This is a genomic window from Immundisolibacter sp., assembly GCF_014359565.1.
Lineage (GTDB): Bacteria > Pseudomonadota > Gammaproteobacteria > Immundisolibacterales > Immundisolibacteraceae > Immundisolibacter.
Window position 1 is genome coordinate 75,664 of record NZ_JACIZD010000004.1, and the last position, 16,174, is coordinate 91,837.

The window sequence follows — 16,174 nt, forward strand, 5'->3', positions numbered from 1 at the left end:
GACCGGTTGCTGTCAAAGGCTGCCCTTGGTCGACGGCACACTGCCGGCGGCCCGCGGATCGATGGCCAATGCCGTGCGCAGTGCCCGGCCGAAGGCCTTGAACACGGTCTCGGCGATGTGGTGCGCGTTGCCGCCGCGCAGGCAGTCGATGTGCAGCGTCACCAGCGCATGGTTGACGAAGCCCTGGAAGAACTCGCGCAGCAGGTCGACGTCGAAGTCCCCGACCCGGGCCCGTGGATAGTCCACCGCGTAGACCAGCCCCGGCCGGCCGGAACAGTCCAGCACCACCCGTGACAGCGCCTCGTCGAGCGGCACGTAGGCGTGGCCGTAGCGGGTGATGCCGGCGCAGTCGCCCAGCGCCTGCTGCACGGCCTGGCCGAAGGTGATGCCAATGTCTTCCACCGTGTGGTGGGCGTCGATGTGCAGGTCGCCGGTGGCCTCGACCGTGATGTCGAGCGCGCCGTGGCGGGCCACCTGTTCGAGCATGTGGTCCAGGAAAGGCAAGCCGCTGGCCAGCTTCGAGGCGCCGCTGCCGTCCAGATTCACCTGAACCCGGATGTCGGTCTCGCGGGTGGTGCGCCGGATGTCGGCGCTGCGCTGGCTGTTCATACCGTACCGGTCAAATGCGCCCGCAGGGCGGCAAGCAGGGCCTCGTTCTCGGCCGCCGTGCCGACCGTCACCCGCAGGCAATCGGTCAGCAGTGGATGGCCGCCGTGGACGTTCTTGACCAGTATACCGGCCTGTTGCAGCGCCCCGTGCGTGGCCGGCGCCTGGCCGGGCGGCAGACGCAGCAGGATGAAATTGGCGTCGCTTGGATAAACCGTGACGCCCGGCAGGGCTTTCAGTGCCTGCAACAGGCGTTGGCGCTGCTCGCAGATGCGCGCCGCCTCGGCGGCCAGCCGGTCCGCGTGCGCCAGCGCGAACCGCGCCGACCGCTGCGTCAGGGTGTTGATGTTGTAGGGCAGCCGGGCCTTGTCGAACTGTGCCAGCCAGTCCGGGTGGCCGATCAGATAGCCCAGCCGCAAGCCGGCCAGGCCCACCTTCGATAGCGTGCGCAGTACCAGCAGATGATCGAATTCCAGCAGCCAGGGCAACACGCTGCGCCCGGCGAACGGGAAGTAGGCCTCGTCCACCACCACCAGGCCGGGCGCGGCGCCGATCAGCGCGCGCAGGTCGGCCGGGGCGAACAGCCCGGCGGTGGGATTGTTCGGACAGGCCAGATAAATCAGGGCCGGCCGGTGGCGGTCGATGGCCGCCCGCATCGCCGGCAGGTCCAGACCGAAATCCGCCCGCAGCGGCACGTCGATCACGTCCAGGCCCGCCACGCGCGCGATCAGCGAGTACATCGAGAAGGTCGGCGTGGGCAGCAACACGCTGGCGCCAGGCCGCGCCAGACACAGGTCGATCAGCTGAATCAGCTCGTCCGAACCGTTGCCCAGCAGCAGTCCGCGACCTGGCGGCACGCCGGCCTGGCGGGCCAGCGCCTGCGCCAGTTCGGCCGGGTGCGGCAACGGGTAGCGGTTCAGTTCCACGCCACGCAGGCCGGCCAGCCATTCTTCCTCGAGCTCGCCCGGCCACGGGTAGGGATTCTCCATGGCGTCGAGCTTGAGCAGGCCCGCCGCCGGCGGCACGTGATAGGCACTCAGCGCCCGAATTTCAGGCCGCAGCAAGGCGTCGATGCGCGCGGCCGGTGACCCGCTCATGGCCGCTCCAGCCGGCATTCGGCCGAACGCGCGTGGGCGCTCAGACCCTCGCCACGGGCAAGCTCCGCGGCCAGCGGCGCCAGCGCCGCGGCACCGGCGGCGCTCAGGCCAATCAGGCTGCTGCGTTTCTGAAAGTCGTACACGCCCAGCGGCGAGCTGAAGCGCGCCGTGCGCGCCGTCGGCAGCACGTGGTTGGGTCCGGCGCAGTAATCGCCGATGGCTTCCGGCGAGTGGGCGCCCAGAAATATCGCCCCGGCGTGGCGAATGTGCGGCAACAGCGCCTGCGGATCGGCCACCGCCAGCTCCAGGTGCTCGGGCGCCAACGCGCTGGCGAGCGCGGCGGCCTCGGTCAGATCGCGGGTCAGGATCAAGGCTCCGTGCCGGTGCAGCGCGGCCTCGACGATGACGCGCCGCTCAAGACTCGGCAGTAGGGCCGCCATGCGCTCGGCCACGCGGTCCAGATAGGCCGCATCCGGGCACAGCAGAATGGACCGCGCCTGCTCGTCGTGCTCGGCCTGCGCGAACAGGTCATGGGCCAGCCAGTCGGCCGGGGCGCTGCCGTCGGCGACGATCACCACCTCCGACGGGCCGGCGATCATGTCAATGCCGACGGTGCCGAACACCTGCCGCTTGGCGGCCGCCACGTAGCGGTTGCCCGGACCGACGATCTTGTCCACAGCCGGGACGGTCGCCGTGCCGTAGGCCAGCGCCGCCACCGCCTGCGCGCCGCCGATGCGAAACGCCCGATCCACACCGGCAACGTGCGCCGCCGCCAGCACCAGCGGGTTCTCGATACCACCCGGGGTGGGCGACACCATGATGATTTCAGCAACCCCTGCCACCTTGGCCGGAATGACGTTCATCAGCACGCTCGACGGGTACGCCGCCTTGCCGCCCGGCACGTACACACCGACCCGGTCCAGCGGCGTCACCCGCTGGCCGAGCACGCTGCCGTCGGCTTCGCTGTACTGCCAGGATTCCTGGCGCTGGTGCCGGTGGTAAGCGCGCACGCGCTCGGCGGCAGCCAGCAGGGCATCGCGCTGGGCCGGCGTGATGGTCACCACGGCCGCCTCGAGCTGCGCGCGGGGGATTTCGAGTGCGCCGGCGCCGGCGGGAGTCCAGCCGTCGAAACGGCGCGTGCAGTCCAGCAGTGCCTCGTCGCCGTGCTCGCGCACCGCGCTCAGGATCGCCTGTACAGGCGCCTGCACCTCGATGTCGTCCGGCGCGCCGGCCGCCTGCAGTGAGGCGAAGGCAGCCTCGAAACCGGCCGCCCGACTGTCAAGCCGACGCATCGGTCACCTGCCGGGTCAAGGCTTCCAGCGCGCCGATCAGCCGTTCCAGCGCAGGCTGCTTGAGCTTCATCGAGGCCCGGTTCACGACCAGGCGCGAGCTGATGTTGGCGATATGCGCCAGCGGCGCCAGGCCGTTGGCGCGCAGCGTGTTGCCGGTGTCGACCAGGTCCACGATGCAGTCGGCCAGGCCCACCAGCGGCGCCAGCTCCATCGAGCCGTAGAGCTTGATCGGCTCCACCTGCACGCCGCGCTCGGCGTAGTAGCGCTGGGTGATGTTCAGGTACTTGGTGGCCACGCGCAGGCGGCCGGTCGGCAGCGCCACGTCTGCGCGTCCGCACACCATCAGCCGGCAGCGGGCGATACCCAGATCCAGCGGCTCGTAAAGGCCCTCGCCACCGTGCTCGAGCAGCACGTCCTTGCCGGCGATGCCGGCGTCAGCCGCGCCGTAGGCGACGTAGGTCGGCACGTCGGTGGCACGGATGATGATCAGCTGCACGCCGGGGGAGGTCGTATCGACGATCAGCCGCCGCCCGATGTCGCCCACCGGCGCGATCCCCACCCGCGCCAGCAGCGGCAGGGTCTCGTCCAGGATGCGGCCCTTGGAGACCGCGATGCGCAAGCCTTCCATGACGATCTCAGGCCGCGCGGCGGTCCGGCACACGGCGGATGTCGGCACCAAGCTGCGAGAGCTTCTCCTCGATGCACTCGTAGCCGCGGTCGATGTGGTAGATGCGGCTGACCTGCGTCTCGCCGACCGCCACCAGTCCAGCCAGCACCAGCGACGCCGAGGCGCGCAGGTCGGTCGCCATCACCGGCGCCCCGGTCAGGCGCTCGACGCCGCGGATGAAGGCCGTGGAACCTTCCAGGCGCACGTCGGCGCCCATGCGCTGCAGCTCCTGCACATGCATGAAGCGGTTCTCGAAGATGGTCTCGGTCACCGTGGCGGCGCCCTCGGCGATCATGTCCAGCACCATGAACTGCGCCTGCATGTCGGTCGGCATGGCCGGATACGGCGCGGTGCGCAGGCTGACCGCCAACGGCCGGCGGCCCTGCATGTCCAGGCTGATCCAGTCCGGACCGGTGTCGATCCGGGCGCCCGCATCGCGCAGCTTGTGCAGCACGATTTCCAGCAGTTCAGGCCGGGTGTCCTTGAGCTTCACGCGGCCGCCGGTGAGCGCGGCGGCGACCAGGTAGGTGCCGGTCTCGATGCGGTCGGGCACCACCGTGTGGTGGGCGCCGGACAGGCTCTGGCGCCCTTCGATGATCAGCGTGTCGGTACCGGCACCCTGGATGTGGGCGCCCATGGCCGTCAGACACAGCGCCAGATCGCTTATCTCCGGCTCGCGGGCGGCATTCTCGATGATGGTCGTGCCCTCGGCCAGGGCAGCCGCCATCATCAAATTCTCGGTGGCGGTCACCGACACCAGGTCCATGACCAGATGCGCACCGTGCAGGCGCGGCGCCGTGGCCTTGATGTAGCCGTTCTCGACTTTGATCTGGGCACCCATGGCGGCCAGGCCGTCCAGGTGCAGATTGACCGGCCGCTGACCGATGGCACAGCCGCCCGGCAGCGACACCTCCGCGTGCCCGAAGCGCGCCAGCAGCGGCCCCAGCACCAGAATGGAAGCGCGCATGGTCTTGACCAGCTCGTAGGGCGCGAACTGGTTGGTCACGGTGCGCGGGTCGACCTCGATCTGCATCTGCTCGTCCACGGACACGGTGGCACCCATGCGCCCGAGCAGCTCCAGCGTGGTGGTGATGTCATGCAGATGCGGCACGTTGCCGATGGTCATCGGCCCGTCGGCCAGCAGGGTGGCGGCAAGAATCGGCAGGGCCGCGTTCTTGGCGCCCGAAATACGAATTTCGCCGGTCAGGCGCGCGCCGCCCTGAACGATAAGCTTTTCCAAGGTGGATCCTGGCCTGCGCTGCGAGTAGCCGGCACCGGGGCCGGCGCGATGATCAGCCCTTGACGGACTCCAGCAGTTCCTGCAATTCGCCGCTCTCGTAGAGCGCCTGCATGATGTCGCTGCCGCCGATGAACTCGCCGCCGACGTACAGCTGCGGAATGGTCGGCCAGCTGGAGTAGGCCTTGATGCCCTGGCGCACCTCATCGTCCGCCAGCACGTTGACGGTTTCGAACTCGACGCCGCAGGCCTCCAGCATCTGCACCGCCTTGCCGGAGAAGCCGCACTGCGGAAACCGCCGGTCGCCCTTCATGAACAGCACCACCGGCACCGCATTGACGAAGCGGTCGATCTTTTCGAGCACATCCATGGCCATTACCTCGCGTGGGGGAGTGAGGGGCTCAACGCTGTTCCCAGGCGGCGCGCGTGAAGGTGCGCAGCGACAGGGCGTGCACGGCGTCATCGTGCATCTGCCCGGCCAGAGTCTGGTAGACCATCTGATGCTGCTGCACCAGCCGCTTGCCGGCGAAGGCGTCACACACCACCACCGCCTCGAAATGGCGACCGTCGCCGTCGACCAGGGCCAGCGAGTCCGGCAGACCCTTTTCGATCAGTTGCTTGATGGTTGCAGGATCCATGACCGGGAATCTTGGCGTGCAGATCAGAACTGGGGAAGCGCTGGAGCAGCGGCGCCTTCCGGGCCTCAGCCGCGCAGCTTGTAGCCGCGCGAAAGCAGGCGCAGGCACAGTATACACAAGGCGACATTGGCCCCGGCCATGACCGCCACGCTCAGCCACGGCGACACGTCGGAGTGGCCGAAGAAGCCATACCGGAAGCCGTCGATCAGATAGAAAAAGGGATTCGCGCGCGACAGCGCCTGCCAGGCCGGCGGCAGGCTGTGGATGGAATAGAACACGCCGCTCAGGTACGTCAGCGGCAGGATCACGAAATTCTGCACGGTGGCCACCTGGTCGAACTTGTCGGCCCAGATGCCGGCCAGCAGGCCGCAGGTGGCCAGCAGCCCGCCACCGAGCAGACCGAACACGAGCAGCAGCAGCGGATGCGACGCCGTCGTGCCCAGGTAGAAGAACGCCACCACGAAGACGCCAATGCTGACCACCACCGCCCGCACCAGTGCCGCACCCACGAAGGCGAGATAGAACTCCAGATGCGACAGCGGCGCCAGCAGCACGAACACGATGTTGCCGGTGACCTTCGAGAAAATCAGGCTGGACGAGGTGTTGGCAAACGCGTTCTGGATGATGGTCATCATCATCAGACCCGGCACCAGGAACTGCGGATAGCTGACGCCTGGGTACACCTCCACCCGACCGGCCAGCGCGTGCGAGAAGATGAACAGGTACAGCAGCGCGCTGACCACCGGCGCGGTCACGGTCTGCATGAACACGACCGTGAAGCGCTTGACCTCCTTCACGAACAGCGTCCACAGGCCGGGCCAGTTGCCGATCATGCCGCGGCCATCACGCACCGGCGGGCAGGTGATGCCCGGCGGTCAGTTCCAGGAACACCTGCTCCAGCGTCTGCTCCCGGGTGCTGATCTCCAGCACCGACAGCCCGGCCGTGTGCAAGGCCGACAGCACGCGCGACAGGTCGTCCCCGCCGCGCTGCAGGCGCAGCACCAGCCAGCCGTGTTCGCGCGAAACCAGGCAGGCGAGGACTTGCGGCGGCAACTGGGCCGGCTCGCTGGCCAGGCGCAGGTGCACCTGGTACCAGGGATGGCGCCCCAGCAGGCTGCGCTTGTCATCGAGCGCCACCACCGTGCCGTGGCTCATGATGGCGATGCGGTCGCACATCGCCTCGGCCTCTTCGAGGTAATGCGTGGTCAGCACGATGGTCATGCCCTCGTCGTGCAGGCGCTGCGCGAAGGCCCACAGGGTCTGGCGCAGTTCCACGTCGACACCGGCCGTCGGTTCGTCGAGCACCAGCACACGCGGCTTGTGCACCAGCGCCTGGGCAATCAGCACGCGCCGCTTCATGCCGCCGGACAGGTTCCGCATGTTGGTGCCGGCCTTGTCGGCCAGACCCAGCGCCCGCAGCAGCTCGTCGATCCAGGCCCGGTTGCTGCGCGCCACGCCGTAGTAGCCGGCCTGGATGCGCAGGAAATCGCGCACCTCGAAGAATGGGTCGAACACCAGCTCCTGCGGCACCACGCCGATGGCCCGGCGCGCCGCCACGGCATCGCGCTGCACGTCGTGGCCCAGCACGGCGGCGGAACCGGCATCCGGTCGGGTCAGGCCGGCAAGGATGTTGATCAGGGTGGACTTGCCGGCGCCGTTGGGACCCAGCAGGCCGAAGAACTCGCCGGGCTGGATTTCCAGGTCCACGCCGCGCAGGGCATGGACCTGCCCGAAATGCTTGTGCAGCTGTCGGACGGCGATGGCCGCCGTCATGGAGCCGCCAGGCTGGCGTCGATCTGATCCAGTTCGCTCACTTCGGCCAGGCTGCGCAGCGCCGCAGGAACGGCGGTGAATTCGACCTGCACGCCCTTTTGCTGGCCCATGCGCAGCCATTCCACCAGCAGCGCCAGCGCTGCGCTGTCCACCGCGGTGACGCCGGAAAGATCGAAGCTCAGCCGCTGGCGGGGCCGAAACAGCGGCGCGCTGTCCGCCAGGCGCGCGCTCACCGTCGCGAAGGTCAGCGGACCGTCGACCCGCACCCGGCCGTCGGCATCGACGTTCATCGGGCGCCGATCAGGAATTCGCGCTGCGGTTGCGGTCGGCCAGCTGCTTGAGCAGGCCGTCCATGCCGTCGCGCTTGATGATGGCCGAATACTCGGACCGATACGTCACCACCAGGCTGACGTTCTCGATGATCACGTCATACACCTTCCACTCGCCGCTGCGGTTGGTGAGCAGGTAATCCACGCTGACCTTGGGGCCGTCCGGGCGGATGATCTCGGTGCGCACGGTGACCCGATCGGCGCCGGCCGGAGCCTGCGCCGGCAGGTAGTTGAGCTTCTCGCTGTCGTACTGGCGCAGCGCCGTGCCGTAGGTGCGCAGCAGCAGGTCCGAGAATTCGGCGATGAACTGCTCGCGCTGGGCCGGCGTGGCGGTGCGCCAGTGGGCACCCAGCACCCACTGCGCGGTGCGCTCGCGGTCCAGACGCGGGAACACCACGTCGCGAACCAGCTGGAACAGGGCGTGGTCGTCCTGGTAGCGGGCCCGGTCGCTGCGCAGGCTGTCGAGCACCCGCTCGGCGGTCTCGCGCACCACCGCGGTGGGATCATCCGACGCTGTCGTCAGGCACGCAGTGCCGGCCAACAGCAGGCCCAACATCGCCGTTGCAATTCGCTTCACCATCACTTGCCTCCGTCCTTGTCACTCTTGCCGGCCTGCCCGTACAGGAACTGGCCGATCAGCTGCTCGATCACCAGTGCCGACTGGGTGATCTCGATTTCGTCACCGTCCTTGAGCGGGTCCGGCGCGCCGCCCGGATCGAGGCCGACGAATTGTTCGCCAATCAAGCCGGCGGTACGGATCGCCGCCACCGTGTCCTGCGGCAGGTTGTCGTAGCGGGCGGTAATGGCCATCTTGACCACCGCCTTGAATCGTTCGTTGTCGAAATCGATCGCCGCCACGCGCCCGACCCGCACGCCGGCCACCGTGACCGGCGCCCGCACGCGCAGGGTGCCGATGTTGTCGAAGCGTGCCACCAAGGTATAGGCATCACCATCGCGATACTCGGCCAGGTTGCTCGCCCGCACCGACAAAAACGCCAGCGCCGCCAGCCCCAGCGCCACGAACAGACCCACCCACACCTCGACGGTACGCGATTGCATGAAACCGGATTCTCCTCAGGGCTCGCCGAACATCAGCGCGGTGAGCAAAAAGTCTGCGCCCAGCACCGCCAGCGAGGCGGTCACGACGGTGCGCGTGGTGGCGCGACCGACCCCTTCTGCGGTCGGCACGGCATCGTAGCCCTCGAACACCGCAACCCAGGTCACCACGGCACCGAACACCACACTCTTGATGACGCCGTTCAGGATGTCGTCGAAGAAATCGACGCCGCTTTCCATGTGCGACCAGTACGGCGCGGGGTCGAGTCCCAGCAGTTTTACCCCGACCAGGTAGCCACCCAGGATACCGACCGCGCTGAACACCGCCGCCAGCAACGGCAGGCTGATGAAGCCGGCCAGCCAGCGCGGCGCCAGCACGCGCCGGAACGGGTCCACCGCCATCATTTCCAGCGCCGACAGTTGCTCGGTGGCCTTCATCAGGCCGATCTCGGCGGTCAGCGCCGAACCGGCACGGCCGGCGAACAGCAGAGCGCTCAGAACCGGCCCCAGCTCGCGCACCAGCGACAGCGCCACCACGATGCCAAGACTGCTCTCGGAGCCGAAATCGACCAGCGTATTGTAGCCCTGCAGGCCCAGCACCATGCCCACGAACAGACCTGACACCAGGATGATGACCAGCGACAGCACGCCGACGCTGAACACCTGCTTGGCCAGGCGCCGCGGCGCCAGGAACTGCGCCGGCACCGCCGCCAGCAGCGGCAACAGGAACCCGCCGGCCCGCCCCAGGCGCGCCAAACCATCCAGCGTGCGCGCACCCAGCCCTTGCAACGGACCGCTCATGAGGCATCCGCCAGCAGGTCGTCGCGGTACTCGACCGCCGGGTAGTGGAAATGCACCGGGCCGTCGGGCTCGCCGCTCAGGAACTGGTGCACCATCGGTTCGGTCGAGGCCAGCAGATCCTCGGGCTTGCCATGGCCGATCACCTTGCCCTGGGCAATTACGTAGGCGTAATCGGCGATGCGGCAGGTCTCATGGATGTCATGCGACACCACCAGACTGGTCAGGCCAAGCGCCCGGTTCAGGGCGGCGATCAGCCGCGTCAGGATGCCCATGGAAATCGGATCCTGGCCGGTGAACGGTTCGTCGTAGAGGATCAGCATCGGGTCCAGCGCGATGGCCCGGGCCAGCGCCACGCGCCGCGCCATGCCACCGGACAGCTCGCTCGCCATCAGGTGGCGGGCGCCGCGCAGGCCGACCGCCTGCAGCTTCATCAGCACCAGCGAGCGCAGCAGCGTCGGAGGCAGGTCAGTGTGCTCGCGCACCGGGTAGGCCACGTTGTCGAACACATCGAGGTCCGTCAGCAGCGCACCGCTCTGAAACAGCATGCCGATCTGCTTGCGCAGCGCATACAGGTCCGACCTGGACAAGGTGGTCACTTCCTGGCCGGCCACCTTGATGGAGCCGGCCTGCGGCCTGAGCACGCCGCTGATCAGCTTCAGCAGCGTGGTCTTGCCGGTGCCGCTCGGGCCCATCACGGCGGTGATCCTGCCACGCGGGATATCGAGGTCCACCCGGTCGAAGATGACCCGCGCGCCGCGCCGGAAACTGAGGCCCCGGATCTGGATCAGCGGCTCAGCGGCGACACTGTCTTGGTTGTTATTCATGGAGGGGTATGGAGCAAGGGCGGGCAAGTCTCGGTCTTGCCCGCCGACACTGTCAACCGCGTGTCACATGAGCCGCTGCGGCAAGCGCCGGTCAGGAACGATGCGCCGGTGGTGCTTGCCGCGCCCTCAGGAGCCTTCCCTGGATGGAAAACCGAACAAGCCGCGGTTGCGTATCAGTTCGGCCACCACCGGCGGTACCTGCCTGGCCCAGCCGGGCGCATCGGCGCGCAGCGCCGGCAGTACCTGCCGCCAGTCGATGTCGAGCACCGCTTCGTTGGCACCGGCCAGGGCCAGAATCTGTCCACCTTCGTACAGGTGGCGGTAGATGTGGTGCACCGCCGGGTTCGGGTCGAAATTGTCGGCGGTGATCAGAGTGCCGTCGGCAGCCCGCCCTGGATAGACATACATCCATGTCTTGTCGCAAAACAGACGCCCGAAGGCCTCCAGAATCCCCCCTTCCAGGTCGGAGTAGAACGCCGGACTGAAGATGTCGCGCAGATTGTCCAGCCGCGCGACGATGCCGATGCGGCCCTGCGTGTAGCGACGCAGGAACGCCCGCAGACGGAAATAGCGCAGATAGTCGGACACCAGCACGTGGTAGCCGAGTGCGGTGAGCGTGTCGACGCGGGCCAGGAAGTCGGCGTTGTTGACCTGATCGCCGTCCTCCATGACGGTGGCCATGGTCATCTCGGCCACCGGCAGCACGTCCTCGCGCTCGCCACCGGCCTGTGCGGCGAACGCCGCCATGCCGGCCCGGAACATGTCCTCGTGACGGCGGGTCACCGGGCGGAAGTTCGAGCGCACGGCCAGGACGTCCTTGCGGCGCAGCGCCTCGCCGGGCTGCACCACGTGGCCATCCGGGTCGAACATCACCGCCCGCGTGAGCCAGCTGCGGATCAGGTGCAGGTTCAGCAGGCGGTTTTCGCAAGCGGCGAAAGACGGACCGCTGAACTCGATCATGTCGATCTCGATGCGGTCCGAACCGGCGCTGGCACCGCCGGACAGATCATCGGCCAGGCTCTCGATCAGTTTCTCGGGCGAGTCGGCGTAGTTGAAGGCGCCGTAGATGAGGTTCACGCCCAGGATGCCGAGCGCCTCCTGCTGGGCGCGGGCGTCCTCGTCCAGCATGCGCACGTGCAGCACGATGTCGTTGGGCGGGCCGCCCGGCGTGAGCTGCAATCGCAAACCCAGCCAGCCATGGCATTCCGAGCGGTGCTTGTAGCCCTGTGCCGCCACCGTGGCCGCATAGGCAAAGAACGTGGTCTCGCGCTCGCGCCGGCCTTCCAGGCGTTCGATCAGCAGACCGAATTCGTGCTCCAGCATGCGCCCCAGGCGGGCGCGGCTGACGTAACGCCCGCCCGGTGCGCGGCCATAGATGGCGTCCGAGAAGGTCATGTCGTAGGCCGACATGGTCTTGGCCACGGTGCCGGCCGCGCCGCCGGCACGAAAGAAGTAACGCGCCGTTTCCTGGCCGGCGCCGATCTCGACGATGCTGCCGTACTGGGCCGGATGCAGGTTGACCGCCAGCGCCTTCTGCAGGGCGCCCGGCGCTTCCATCAGCAGCGCCGGCGTGGGATGGGCGGCGACCGGGTCCGAGTCGTTCATCTGTACCTCTGTCCGGCCCTGGTGGCTCAGGCCGCCGCCATGAACTGCCGCAGCACGTAGTTCAGGATGCCGCCGTGGCGGTAGTACTCGACCTCGATCGGCGTGTCGATGCCGGCCACTACCGGCACCTCGCGCAGCGCGCCGTCGGCCGCCTGCACGCGCAGCGTGAGCGTCTGGCCGGGCTTGAGGTCATCGGCCAGATCCGGCAGCGAGAACACCTCGTCGCCCTTCAAGCCCAGCGAGGCGGCGCTGTCGCCTTCCTTGAAGCGCAGCGGCAGCACGCCCATGCCGATCAGGTTCGAGCGATGGATGCGCTCGAAGCTTTCCGCCAGCACCGCCCGTACGCCCAGCAGATAGGTCCCCTTGGCCGCCCAGTCGCGCGACGAACCGGCGCCATACAGCTTGCCGGCCAGCACGATCAGCGGCGTGCCGTCGGCCTTGTACCGCATGGCGGCGTCATACACGGACATTTCCTCGTCGGTCGGCAGGTACTTGGTCCAGCCGCCTTCGCGGGGCGCCACCAGCGCGTTCTTGAGGCGGATGTTGGCGAAGGTGCCGCGGGTCATCACCCGGTCGTTGCCGCGGCGCGAGCCGTAGCTGTTCCAGTCGGCCTTCTGCACGCCGTGTTCGAGCAGGTAGCGGGCGGCCGGCGAATTGGCGGCGATGTTGCCGGCCGGCGAGATGTGGTCGGTGGTGACGAAATCGCCCAGCATCAGCAGCGCGCGGGCGTTCCAGACCGGCGCGATGGCCGACGGCTGCTGCGGGAACTGCTCGAAGAACGGCGGCTGCTGGATGTAGGTGGAATCCGCCCGCCAGTTGTACACGGCCGAACCGGTGTCGACGGGGATGGCGTTCCAGTCCGGATTGCTTTGCGCCACGTTGCCGTATTCCTGACGATACAGAGCCGGATCGCTGGCGGCGGTCATGGCCTGCGCCACCTCGGCGCCGCTCGGCCAGATGTCGCGCAGGTACACCGGCTGCCCGTCGCTGCCGGTGCCGATCGGCTCGCGCTCGAAGTCGATGTCCACCCGGCCGGCCAGTGCGTAGGCCACCACCAGCGGCGGCGAGGCCAGGTAATTGGCGCGCGTGTGGGGGCTGACGCGACCCTCGAAGTTGCGGTTGCCGGACAGCACCGCGGCGGCCACCAGGTTGCCGCCGTTGATGGCGTCGACCACCGGTTCGTCCAGCGGGCCCGAGTTGCCGATGCAGGTGGTGCAGCCGTAGCCGACGATGTTGAAGCGCAGCGCATTCAGCGGTTCGAGCAGTCCGGCCTTGGCCAGGTACTCGTTCACCACCCGCGAGCCGGGTGCCAGGCTGGTCTTGACGTAGGCCGGCATGTGCAGGCCACGGGCCACTGCTTTCTTGGCCACCAGGCCGGCACCCACCATCACCGACGGGTTCGAGGTATTGGTGCACGAGGTGATGGCGGCGATGGTCACCGAGCCATGGCGCAGCGTCTCGCCGCTGCCGGCCACCGGCGCGCCGGCGCCAAGCTGGTCGGCCGGCACGCCAAAACCGTCCTTGTCCAGCGGCGCGGCGAGCGCGGCCAGGAAGCTTTCCTTCACCTTGGACAGACTGACCCGGTCGTGCGGGCGTTTGGGGCCGGCCAGGCTCGGCTCGACCGTGCTCATGTCCAGCTCCAGCACGTCGGTGAACTGCGGCTCGGCGCTGTCTGCGGTACGGAACATGCCCTGGGCGCGGTAGTAGCGCTCCACCTCGTCCAAAACCTCGGCCGACCGGCCGGTGTTTTGCAGGTACTTGATCGCCTCGGCATCGACCGGGAAGAAGCCGATCGTGGCGCCGTACTCGGGCGCCATGTTGGCAATGGTGGCCCGATCGGCCAGCGGCAGCACGTCCAGGCCCGGTCCGAAGAACTCGACGAACTTCTCCACCACGCCGAACTTGCGCAGCATCTGCACCAGCGTCAGGGTCAGGTCGGTGGCCGTGACACCCTCGCGCAGCGCCCCGGTCAGGCGCACGCCGACCACCTGCGGCATCTTGATGTAGATCGGCTGACCGAGCATGCAGGCCTCGGCCTCGATGCCGCCCACGCCCCAGCCGACGATGCCCAGGCCGTTGATCATGGTGGTGTGCGAATCGGTGCCGACCAGCGAGTCCGGGTACAGCACGCCCTCCTTGTTACGCAGCACGCCACGGGCAAAGTATTCGAGATTGACCTGATGCACGATGCCGACCGCCGGGGGAATGATGCTCAGCGTCTCGAACGCCGCCTGGCCCCAGCGCAGGAACTCGTAACGCTCCCGGTTGCGCTCGAATTCGAGCCGGATGTTCTGGCCCAGCGCCTGGGCCGAACCGGCAAAGTCCACCTGCACCGAGTGGTCGATCACCAGGTCCACCGGCACCAGCGGCTCGATCTTCTTCGGATCCTTGCCGGCCGCCGCCATGGCGCTGCGCAATGCCGCCAGGTCCACCACGCAGGGCACGCCAGTGAAGTCCTGCAGGATCACTCGCCCCGGAATGAACGGCACCTCGGCATCCGGATCGCCGCGGCCCCAGGCCAGCAGGGCCTCGACGTGGTGCGGCTCGACCGCCGGGTGATCCTGGTGGCGCAACGCCGATTCCAGCAACACCCGCACCGAATACGGCAGGCGGCTTGGGTCGCCGAAGCCCAGTTCGGCCAGCGCCGGCAGGCTGTAATAGGCGGCCGACTCGCCACTGGCGAGGGCAAGCGTGCGGCGGGTAGCGGCGAGCGAGGTCTGACCCATGACGACTCCGAAGATTGACAGGTGACAGCCGGCTGCGAGGCCGGCCGGTCGCGCCGTGGGATAGGCGCGGGCGGGCTAGAATTATAGTCAACCCCGCCTAACATGCCGGCCTTTTTTCGGCACTGCACAAGCCGCCGACTGCTCCCGGAGCCTCATGTCGATCTTCGAACTCACCGCCCTGTCGCCGCTGGATGGGCGTTATCAGGAGAAAACCGCCGCCCTGCGCCCGCTGTGCAGTGAGTACGGCCTGATCCGCTATCGCCTGCGGGTCGAGCTGGCCTGGCTGCGGCTGCTGGCCGACACGCCCGACATCCGCGAGCTGCCGCCCTTCAGCGCGGCCGCGCTGGCGCGCCTGACGGCCATCGAAAACGACTTCGGCGAGGCCGGTGCCGCGCGCGTCAAGGCGCTCGAGAAAGCCACCAATCACGACGTCAAGGCGCTCGAGTACTTCATCCACGAGCAGTTCGAGGGCGATCCGGAGCTGACCGCCGCCAAGGGCTTCGTGCACTTCGCCTGCACCTCCGAGGACATCAACAACCTGGCCTACGCGCTGATGCTGCGCGACACACGGGAGTTGGTGCTGCTGCCGTACCTGGACACCCTGATCGGCGACTTGACCGGGCTCGCCCACGGTGCCGCCGAGGCGCCCATGCTGGCCCGCACCCACGGGCAGCCGGCCACGCCGACCACGCTGGGCAAGGAGCTGGCCAACGTCGTCGCGCGCCTGCGCCGCCAGCGCGACGGCATCGCGGCGGTGCAGATTCTGGGCAAGTTCAACGGCGCGGTCGGCAACTACAACGCCCATTTGGCCGCCTACCCGGACAGCGACTGGCCGGCCCTGGCGCAGCGGCTGGTGAGCGGGCTTGGCCTCGCATTCAACGCCTATACCACGCAGATCGAGCCGCACGACTGGATGGCCGAGCTGTTCGACGCCCTCGCCCGCTGCAACACGATCCTGATCGACCTGTGCCGTGACGTGTGGGGTTACGTGTCGCTGGGCTATTTCCGTCAACAGGTGGTGGCCGGCGAAGTGGGTTCGTCCACCATGCCGCACAAGGTGAACCCGATCGACTTCGAGAACGCCGAGGGCAACCTGGGGCTTGCCAATGCGCTGCTGGAGCACCTGGCGCGCAAGCTGCCGATCTCGCGCTTCCAGCGCGACCTGACCGACTCCACGGTGCTGCGCAACGTGGGCGTGGCGGCCGGCTACACGCTGCTGGCCTGGCAGTCCCTGCACAAGGGCCTGGGCAAGCTGGTGGTCGACACCGCAGCCCTGGCGCGCGATCTGGACCACGCCCACGAGGTGCTGGCCGAGGCCATCCAGACCGCCATGCGCCGCCATGGCGTGGAAAACCCCTACGAGCAACTGAAGGCCCTGACCCGTGGCCAGGCCATCGATGCCGCGACCCTGACCGCCTTCATCGACAACCTTCCGTTGCCACCGGCCGAAAAGGCCCGTCTCGCGGCGCTCAGCCCGGCCACCTATACCGGACTTGCCGCGCGCCTGGCGCGGGACATCTGAA

General features: G+C 68.2%; 17 protein-coding genes. 1 reads left to right on the plus strand and 16 read right to left on the minus strand.

Annotated features, from left to right (window positions below; all coding sequences use genetic code 11):
- Nucleotides 1-12 precede the first annotated feature (12 nt).
- From hisB to acnA, 16 genes are all read right to left on the minus strand, one after another.
- On the minus strand, nt 13-609 hold the full coding sequence (hisB, locus tag H5U26_RS07960) for an imidazoleglycerol-phosphate dehydratase HisB (RefSeq protein WP_290618423.1): 597 nt from the start codon (nt 607-609) through the stop codon (nt 13-15).
- Nucleotides 606-1,703, minus strand: coding sequence for a histidinol-phosphate transaminase (gene hisC, locus H5U26_RS07965; protein ID WP_290618425.1), 1,098 nt, complete (start codon nt 1,701-1,703; stop codon nt 606-608). The genes hisB and hisC overlap by 4 nt, the downstream gene beginning before the upstream one ends.
- Nucleotides 1,700-2,995: a histidinol dehydrogenase gene (gene hisD, locus H5U26_RS07970; RefSeq protein WP_290618427.1), complete on the minus strand. Its 1,296-nt coding sequence runs from the start codon at nt 2,993-2,995 to the stop codon at nt 1,700-1,702. Before hisD ends, hisC begins: the two co-directional genes overlap by 4 nt.
- Entirely contained in the window at nt 2,982-3,623 is a 642-nt protein-coding gene (gene hisG, locus H5U26_RS07975; protein WP_290618429.1) for an ATP phosphoribosyltransferase, read from the minus strand. Before hisG ends, hisD begins: the two co-directional genes overlap by 14 nt.
- Before the next feature lie 7 nt (nt 3,624-3,630).
- A complete protein-coding gene (gene murA / locus H5U26_RS07980; RefSeq protein ID WP_290618431.1) occupies nt 3,631-4,902 on the minus strand; it encodes a UDP-N-acetylglucosamine 1-carboxyvinyltransferase in 1,272 nt (423 codons plus the stop codon).
- A 52-nt stretch (nt 4,903-4,954) separates the two neighbouring features.
- Nucleotides 4,955-5,269: a Grx4 family monothiol glutaredoxin gene (gene grxD / locus H5U26_RS07985; RefSeq protein WP_290618433.1), complete on the minus strand. Its 315-nt coding sequence runs from the start codon at nt 5,267-5,269 to the stop codon at nt 4,955-4,957.
- 31 nt (nt 5,270-5,300) lie between these two features.
- The gene (locus H5U26_RS07990) at nt 5,301-5,537 is read right to left on the minus strand and encodes a BolA/IbaG family iron-sulfur metabolism protein (protein ID WP_290618435.1); all 237 of its coding nucleotides are present in this window, start codon (nt 5,535-5,537) and stop codon (nt 5,301-5,303) included.
- 65 nt (nt 5,538-5,602) lie between these two features.
- Entirely contained in the window at nt 5,603-6,370 is a 768-nt protein-coding gene (locus H5U26_RS07995; protein ID WP_290618437.1) for an ABC transporter permease, read from the minus strand.
- A gap of 10 nt (nt 6,371-6,380) precedes the next feature.
- A complete protein-coding gene (locus tag H5U26_RS08000; RefSeq protein ID WP_290618439.1) occupies nt 6,381-7,310 on the minus strand; it encodes an ABC transporter ATP-binding protein in 930 nt (309 codons plus the stop codon).
- A complete protein-coding gene (locus H5U26_RS08005; RefSeq protein ID WP_290618441.1) occupies nt 7,307-7,600 on the minus strand; it encodes an STAS domain-containing protein in 294 nt (97 codons plus the stop codon). Before H5U26_RS08005 ends, H5U26_RS08000 begins: the two co-directional genes overlap by 4 nt.
- Nucleotides 7,601-7,610: 10 nt before the next feature.
- Complete coding sequence (locus tag H5U26_RS08010; protein ID WP_290618443.1) at nt 7,611-8,219, minus strand: ABC transporter substrate-binding protein; 609 nt, start codon at nt 8,217-8,219, stop codon at nt 7,611-7,613.
- Nucleotides 8,219-8,698, minus strand: a complete 480-nt coding sequence (mlaD, locus tag H5U26_RS08015) for an outer membrane lipid asymmetry maintenance protein MlaD (RefSeq protein ID WP_290618445.1) — start codon at nt 8,696-8,698, stop codon at nt 8,219-8,221. Before mlaD ends, H5U26_RS08010 begins: the two co-directional genes overlap by 1 nt.
- A 15-nt stretch (nt 8,699-8,713) precedes the next feature.
- On the minus strand, nt 8,714-9,496 hold the full coding sequence (gene mlaE, locus H5U26_RS08020; RefSeq protein ID WP_290618447.1) for a lipid asymmetry maintenance ABC transporter permease subunit MlaE: 783 nt from the start codon (nt 9,494-9,496) through the stop codon (nt 8,714-8,716).
- Nucleotides 9,493-10,320, minus strand: a complete 828-nt coding sequence (locus tag H5U26_RS08025; RefSeq protein WP_290618449.1) for an ATP-binding cassette domain-containing protein — start codon at nt 10,318-10,320, stop codon at nt 9,493-9,495. The genes mlaE and H5U26_RS08025 overlap by 4 nt, the downstream gene beginning before the upstream one ends.
- A gap of 126 nt (nt 10,321-10,446) precedes the next feature.
- Nucleotides 10,447-11,925, minus strand: coding sequence for a hypothetical protein (locus H5U26_RS08030; RefSeq protein WP_290618451.1), 1,479 nt, complete (start codon nt 11,923-11,925; stop codon nt 10,447-10,449).
- A 26-nt stretch (nt 11,926-11,951) separates the two neighbouring features.
- Nucleotides 11,952-14,651, minus strand: coding sequence for an aconitate hydratase AcnA (gene acnA / locus H5U26_RS08035; protein WP_290618453.1), 2,700 nt, complete (start codon nt 14,649-14,651; stop codon nt 11,952-11,954).
- A gap of 154 nt (nt 14,652-14,805) precedes the next feature.
- Here acnA and purB point away from each other — a divergent pair, with 154 nt between their 5' ends.
- Complete coding sequence (purB, locus tag H5U26_RS08040) at nt 14,806-16,173, plus strand: adenylosuccinate lyase (protein ID WP_290618455.1); 1,368 nt, start codon at nt 14,806-14,808, stop codon at nt 16,171-16,173.
- Nucleotide 16,174 lies beyond the last annotated feature (1 nt).

Excerpts from the sequence above, each read along its gene's own strand:
- hisB (WP_290618423.1), bottom strand. The coding sequence starts at position 609 with ATGAACAGCCAGCGCAGCGCCGACATCCGGCGCACCACCCGCGAGACC.
- hisC (WP_290618425.1), bottom strand. The coding sequence starts at position 1,703 with ATGAGCGGGTCACCGGCCGCGCGCATCGACGCCTTGCTGCGGCCTGAA.
- hisD (WP_290618427.1), bottom strand. The coding sequence starts at position 2,995 with ATGCGTCGGCTTGACAGTCGGGCGGCCGGTTTCGAGGCTGCCTTCGCC.
- hisG (WP_290618429.1), bottom strand. The coding sequence starts at position 3,623 with ATGGAAGGCTTGCGCATCGCGGTCTCCAAGGGCCGCATCCTGGACGAG.
- grxD (WP_290618433.1), bottom strand. The coding sequence starts at position 5,269 with ATGGATGTGCTCGAAAAGATCGACCGCTTCGTCAATGCGGTGCCGGTG.
- H5U26_RS07990 (WP_290618435.1), bottom strand. The coding sequence starts at position 5,537 with ATGGATCCTGCAACCATCAAGCAACTGATCGAAAAGGGTCTGCCGGAC.
- H5U26_RS07995 (WP_290618437.1), bottom strand. The coding sequence starts at position 6,370 with ATGATCGGCAACTGGCCCGGCCTGTGGACGCTGTTCGTGAAGGAGGTC.
- H5U26_RS08000 (WP_290618439.1), bottom strand. The coding sequence starts at position 7,310 with ATGACGGCGGCCATCGCCGTCCGACAGCTGCACAAGCATTTCGGGCAG.
- H5U26_RS08005 (WP_290618441.1), bottom strand. The coding sequence starts at position 7,600 with ATGAACGTCGATGCCGACGGCCGGGTGCGGGTCGACGGTCCGCTGACC.
- H5U26_RS08010 (WP_290618443.1), bottom strand. The coding sequence starts at position 8,219 with ATGGTGAAGCGAATTGCAACGGCGATGTTGGGCCTGCTGTTGGCCGGC.
- mlaD (WP_290618445.1), bottom strand. The coding sequence starts at position 8,698 with ATGCAATCGCGTACCGTCGAGGTGTGGGTGGGTCTGTTCGTGGCGCTG.
- mlaE (WP_290618447.1), bottom strand. The coding sequence starts at position 9,496 with ATGAGCGGTCCGTTGCAAGGGCTGGGTGCGCGCACGCTGGATGGTTTG.
- H5U26_RS08025 (WP_290618449.1), bottom strand. The coding sequence starts at position 10,320 with ATGAATAACAACCAAGACAGTGTCGCCGCTGAGCCGCTGATCCAGATC.
- H5U26_RS08030 (WP_290618451.1), bottom strand. The coding sequence starts at position 11,925 with ATGAACGACTCGGACCCGGTCGCCGCCCATCCCACGCCGGCGCTGCTG.
- acnA (WP_290618453.1), bottom strand. The coding sequence starts at position 14,651 with ATGGGTCAGACCTCGCTCGCCGCTACCCGCCGCACGCTTGCCCTCGCC.
- purB (WP_290618455.1), top strand. The coding sequence starts at position 14,806 with ATGTCGATCTTCGAACTCACCGCCCTGTCGCCGCTGGATGGGCGTTAT.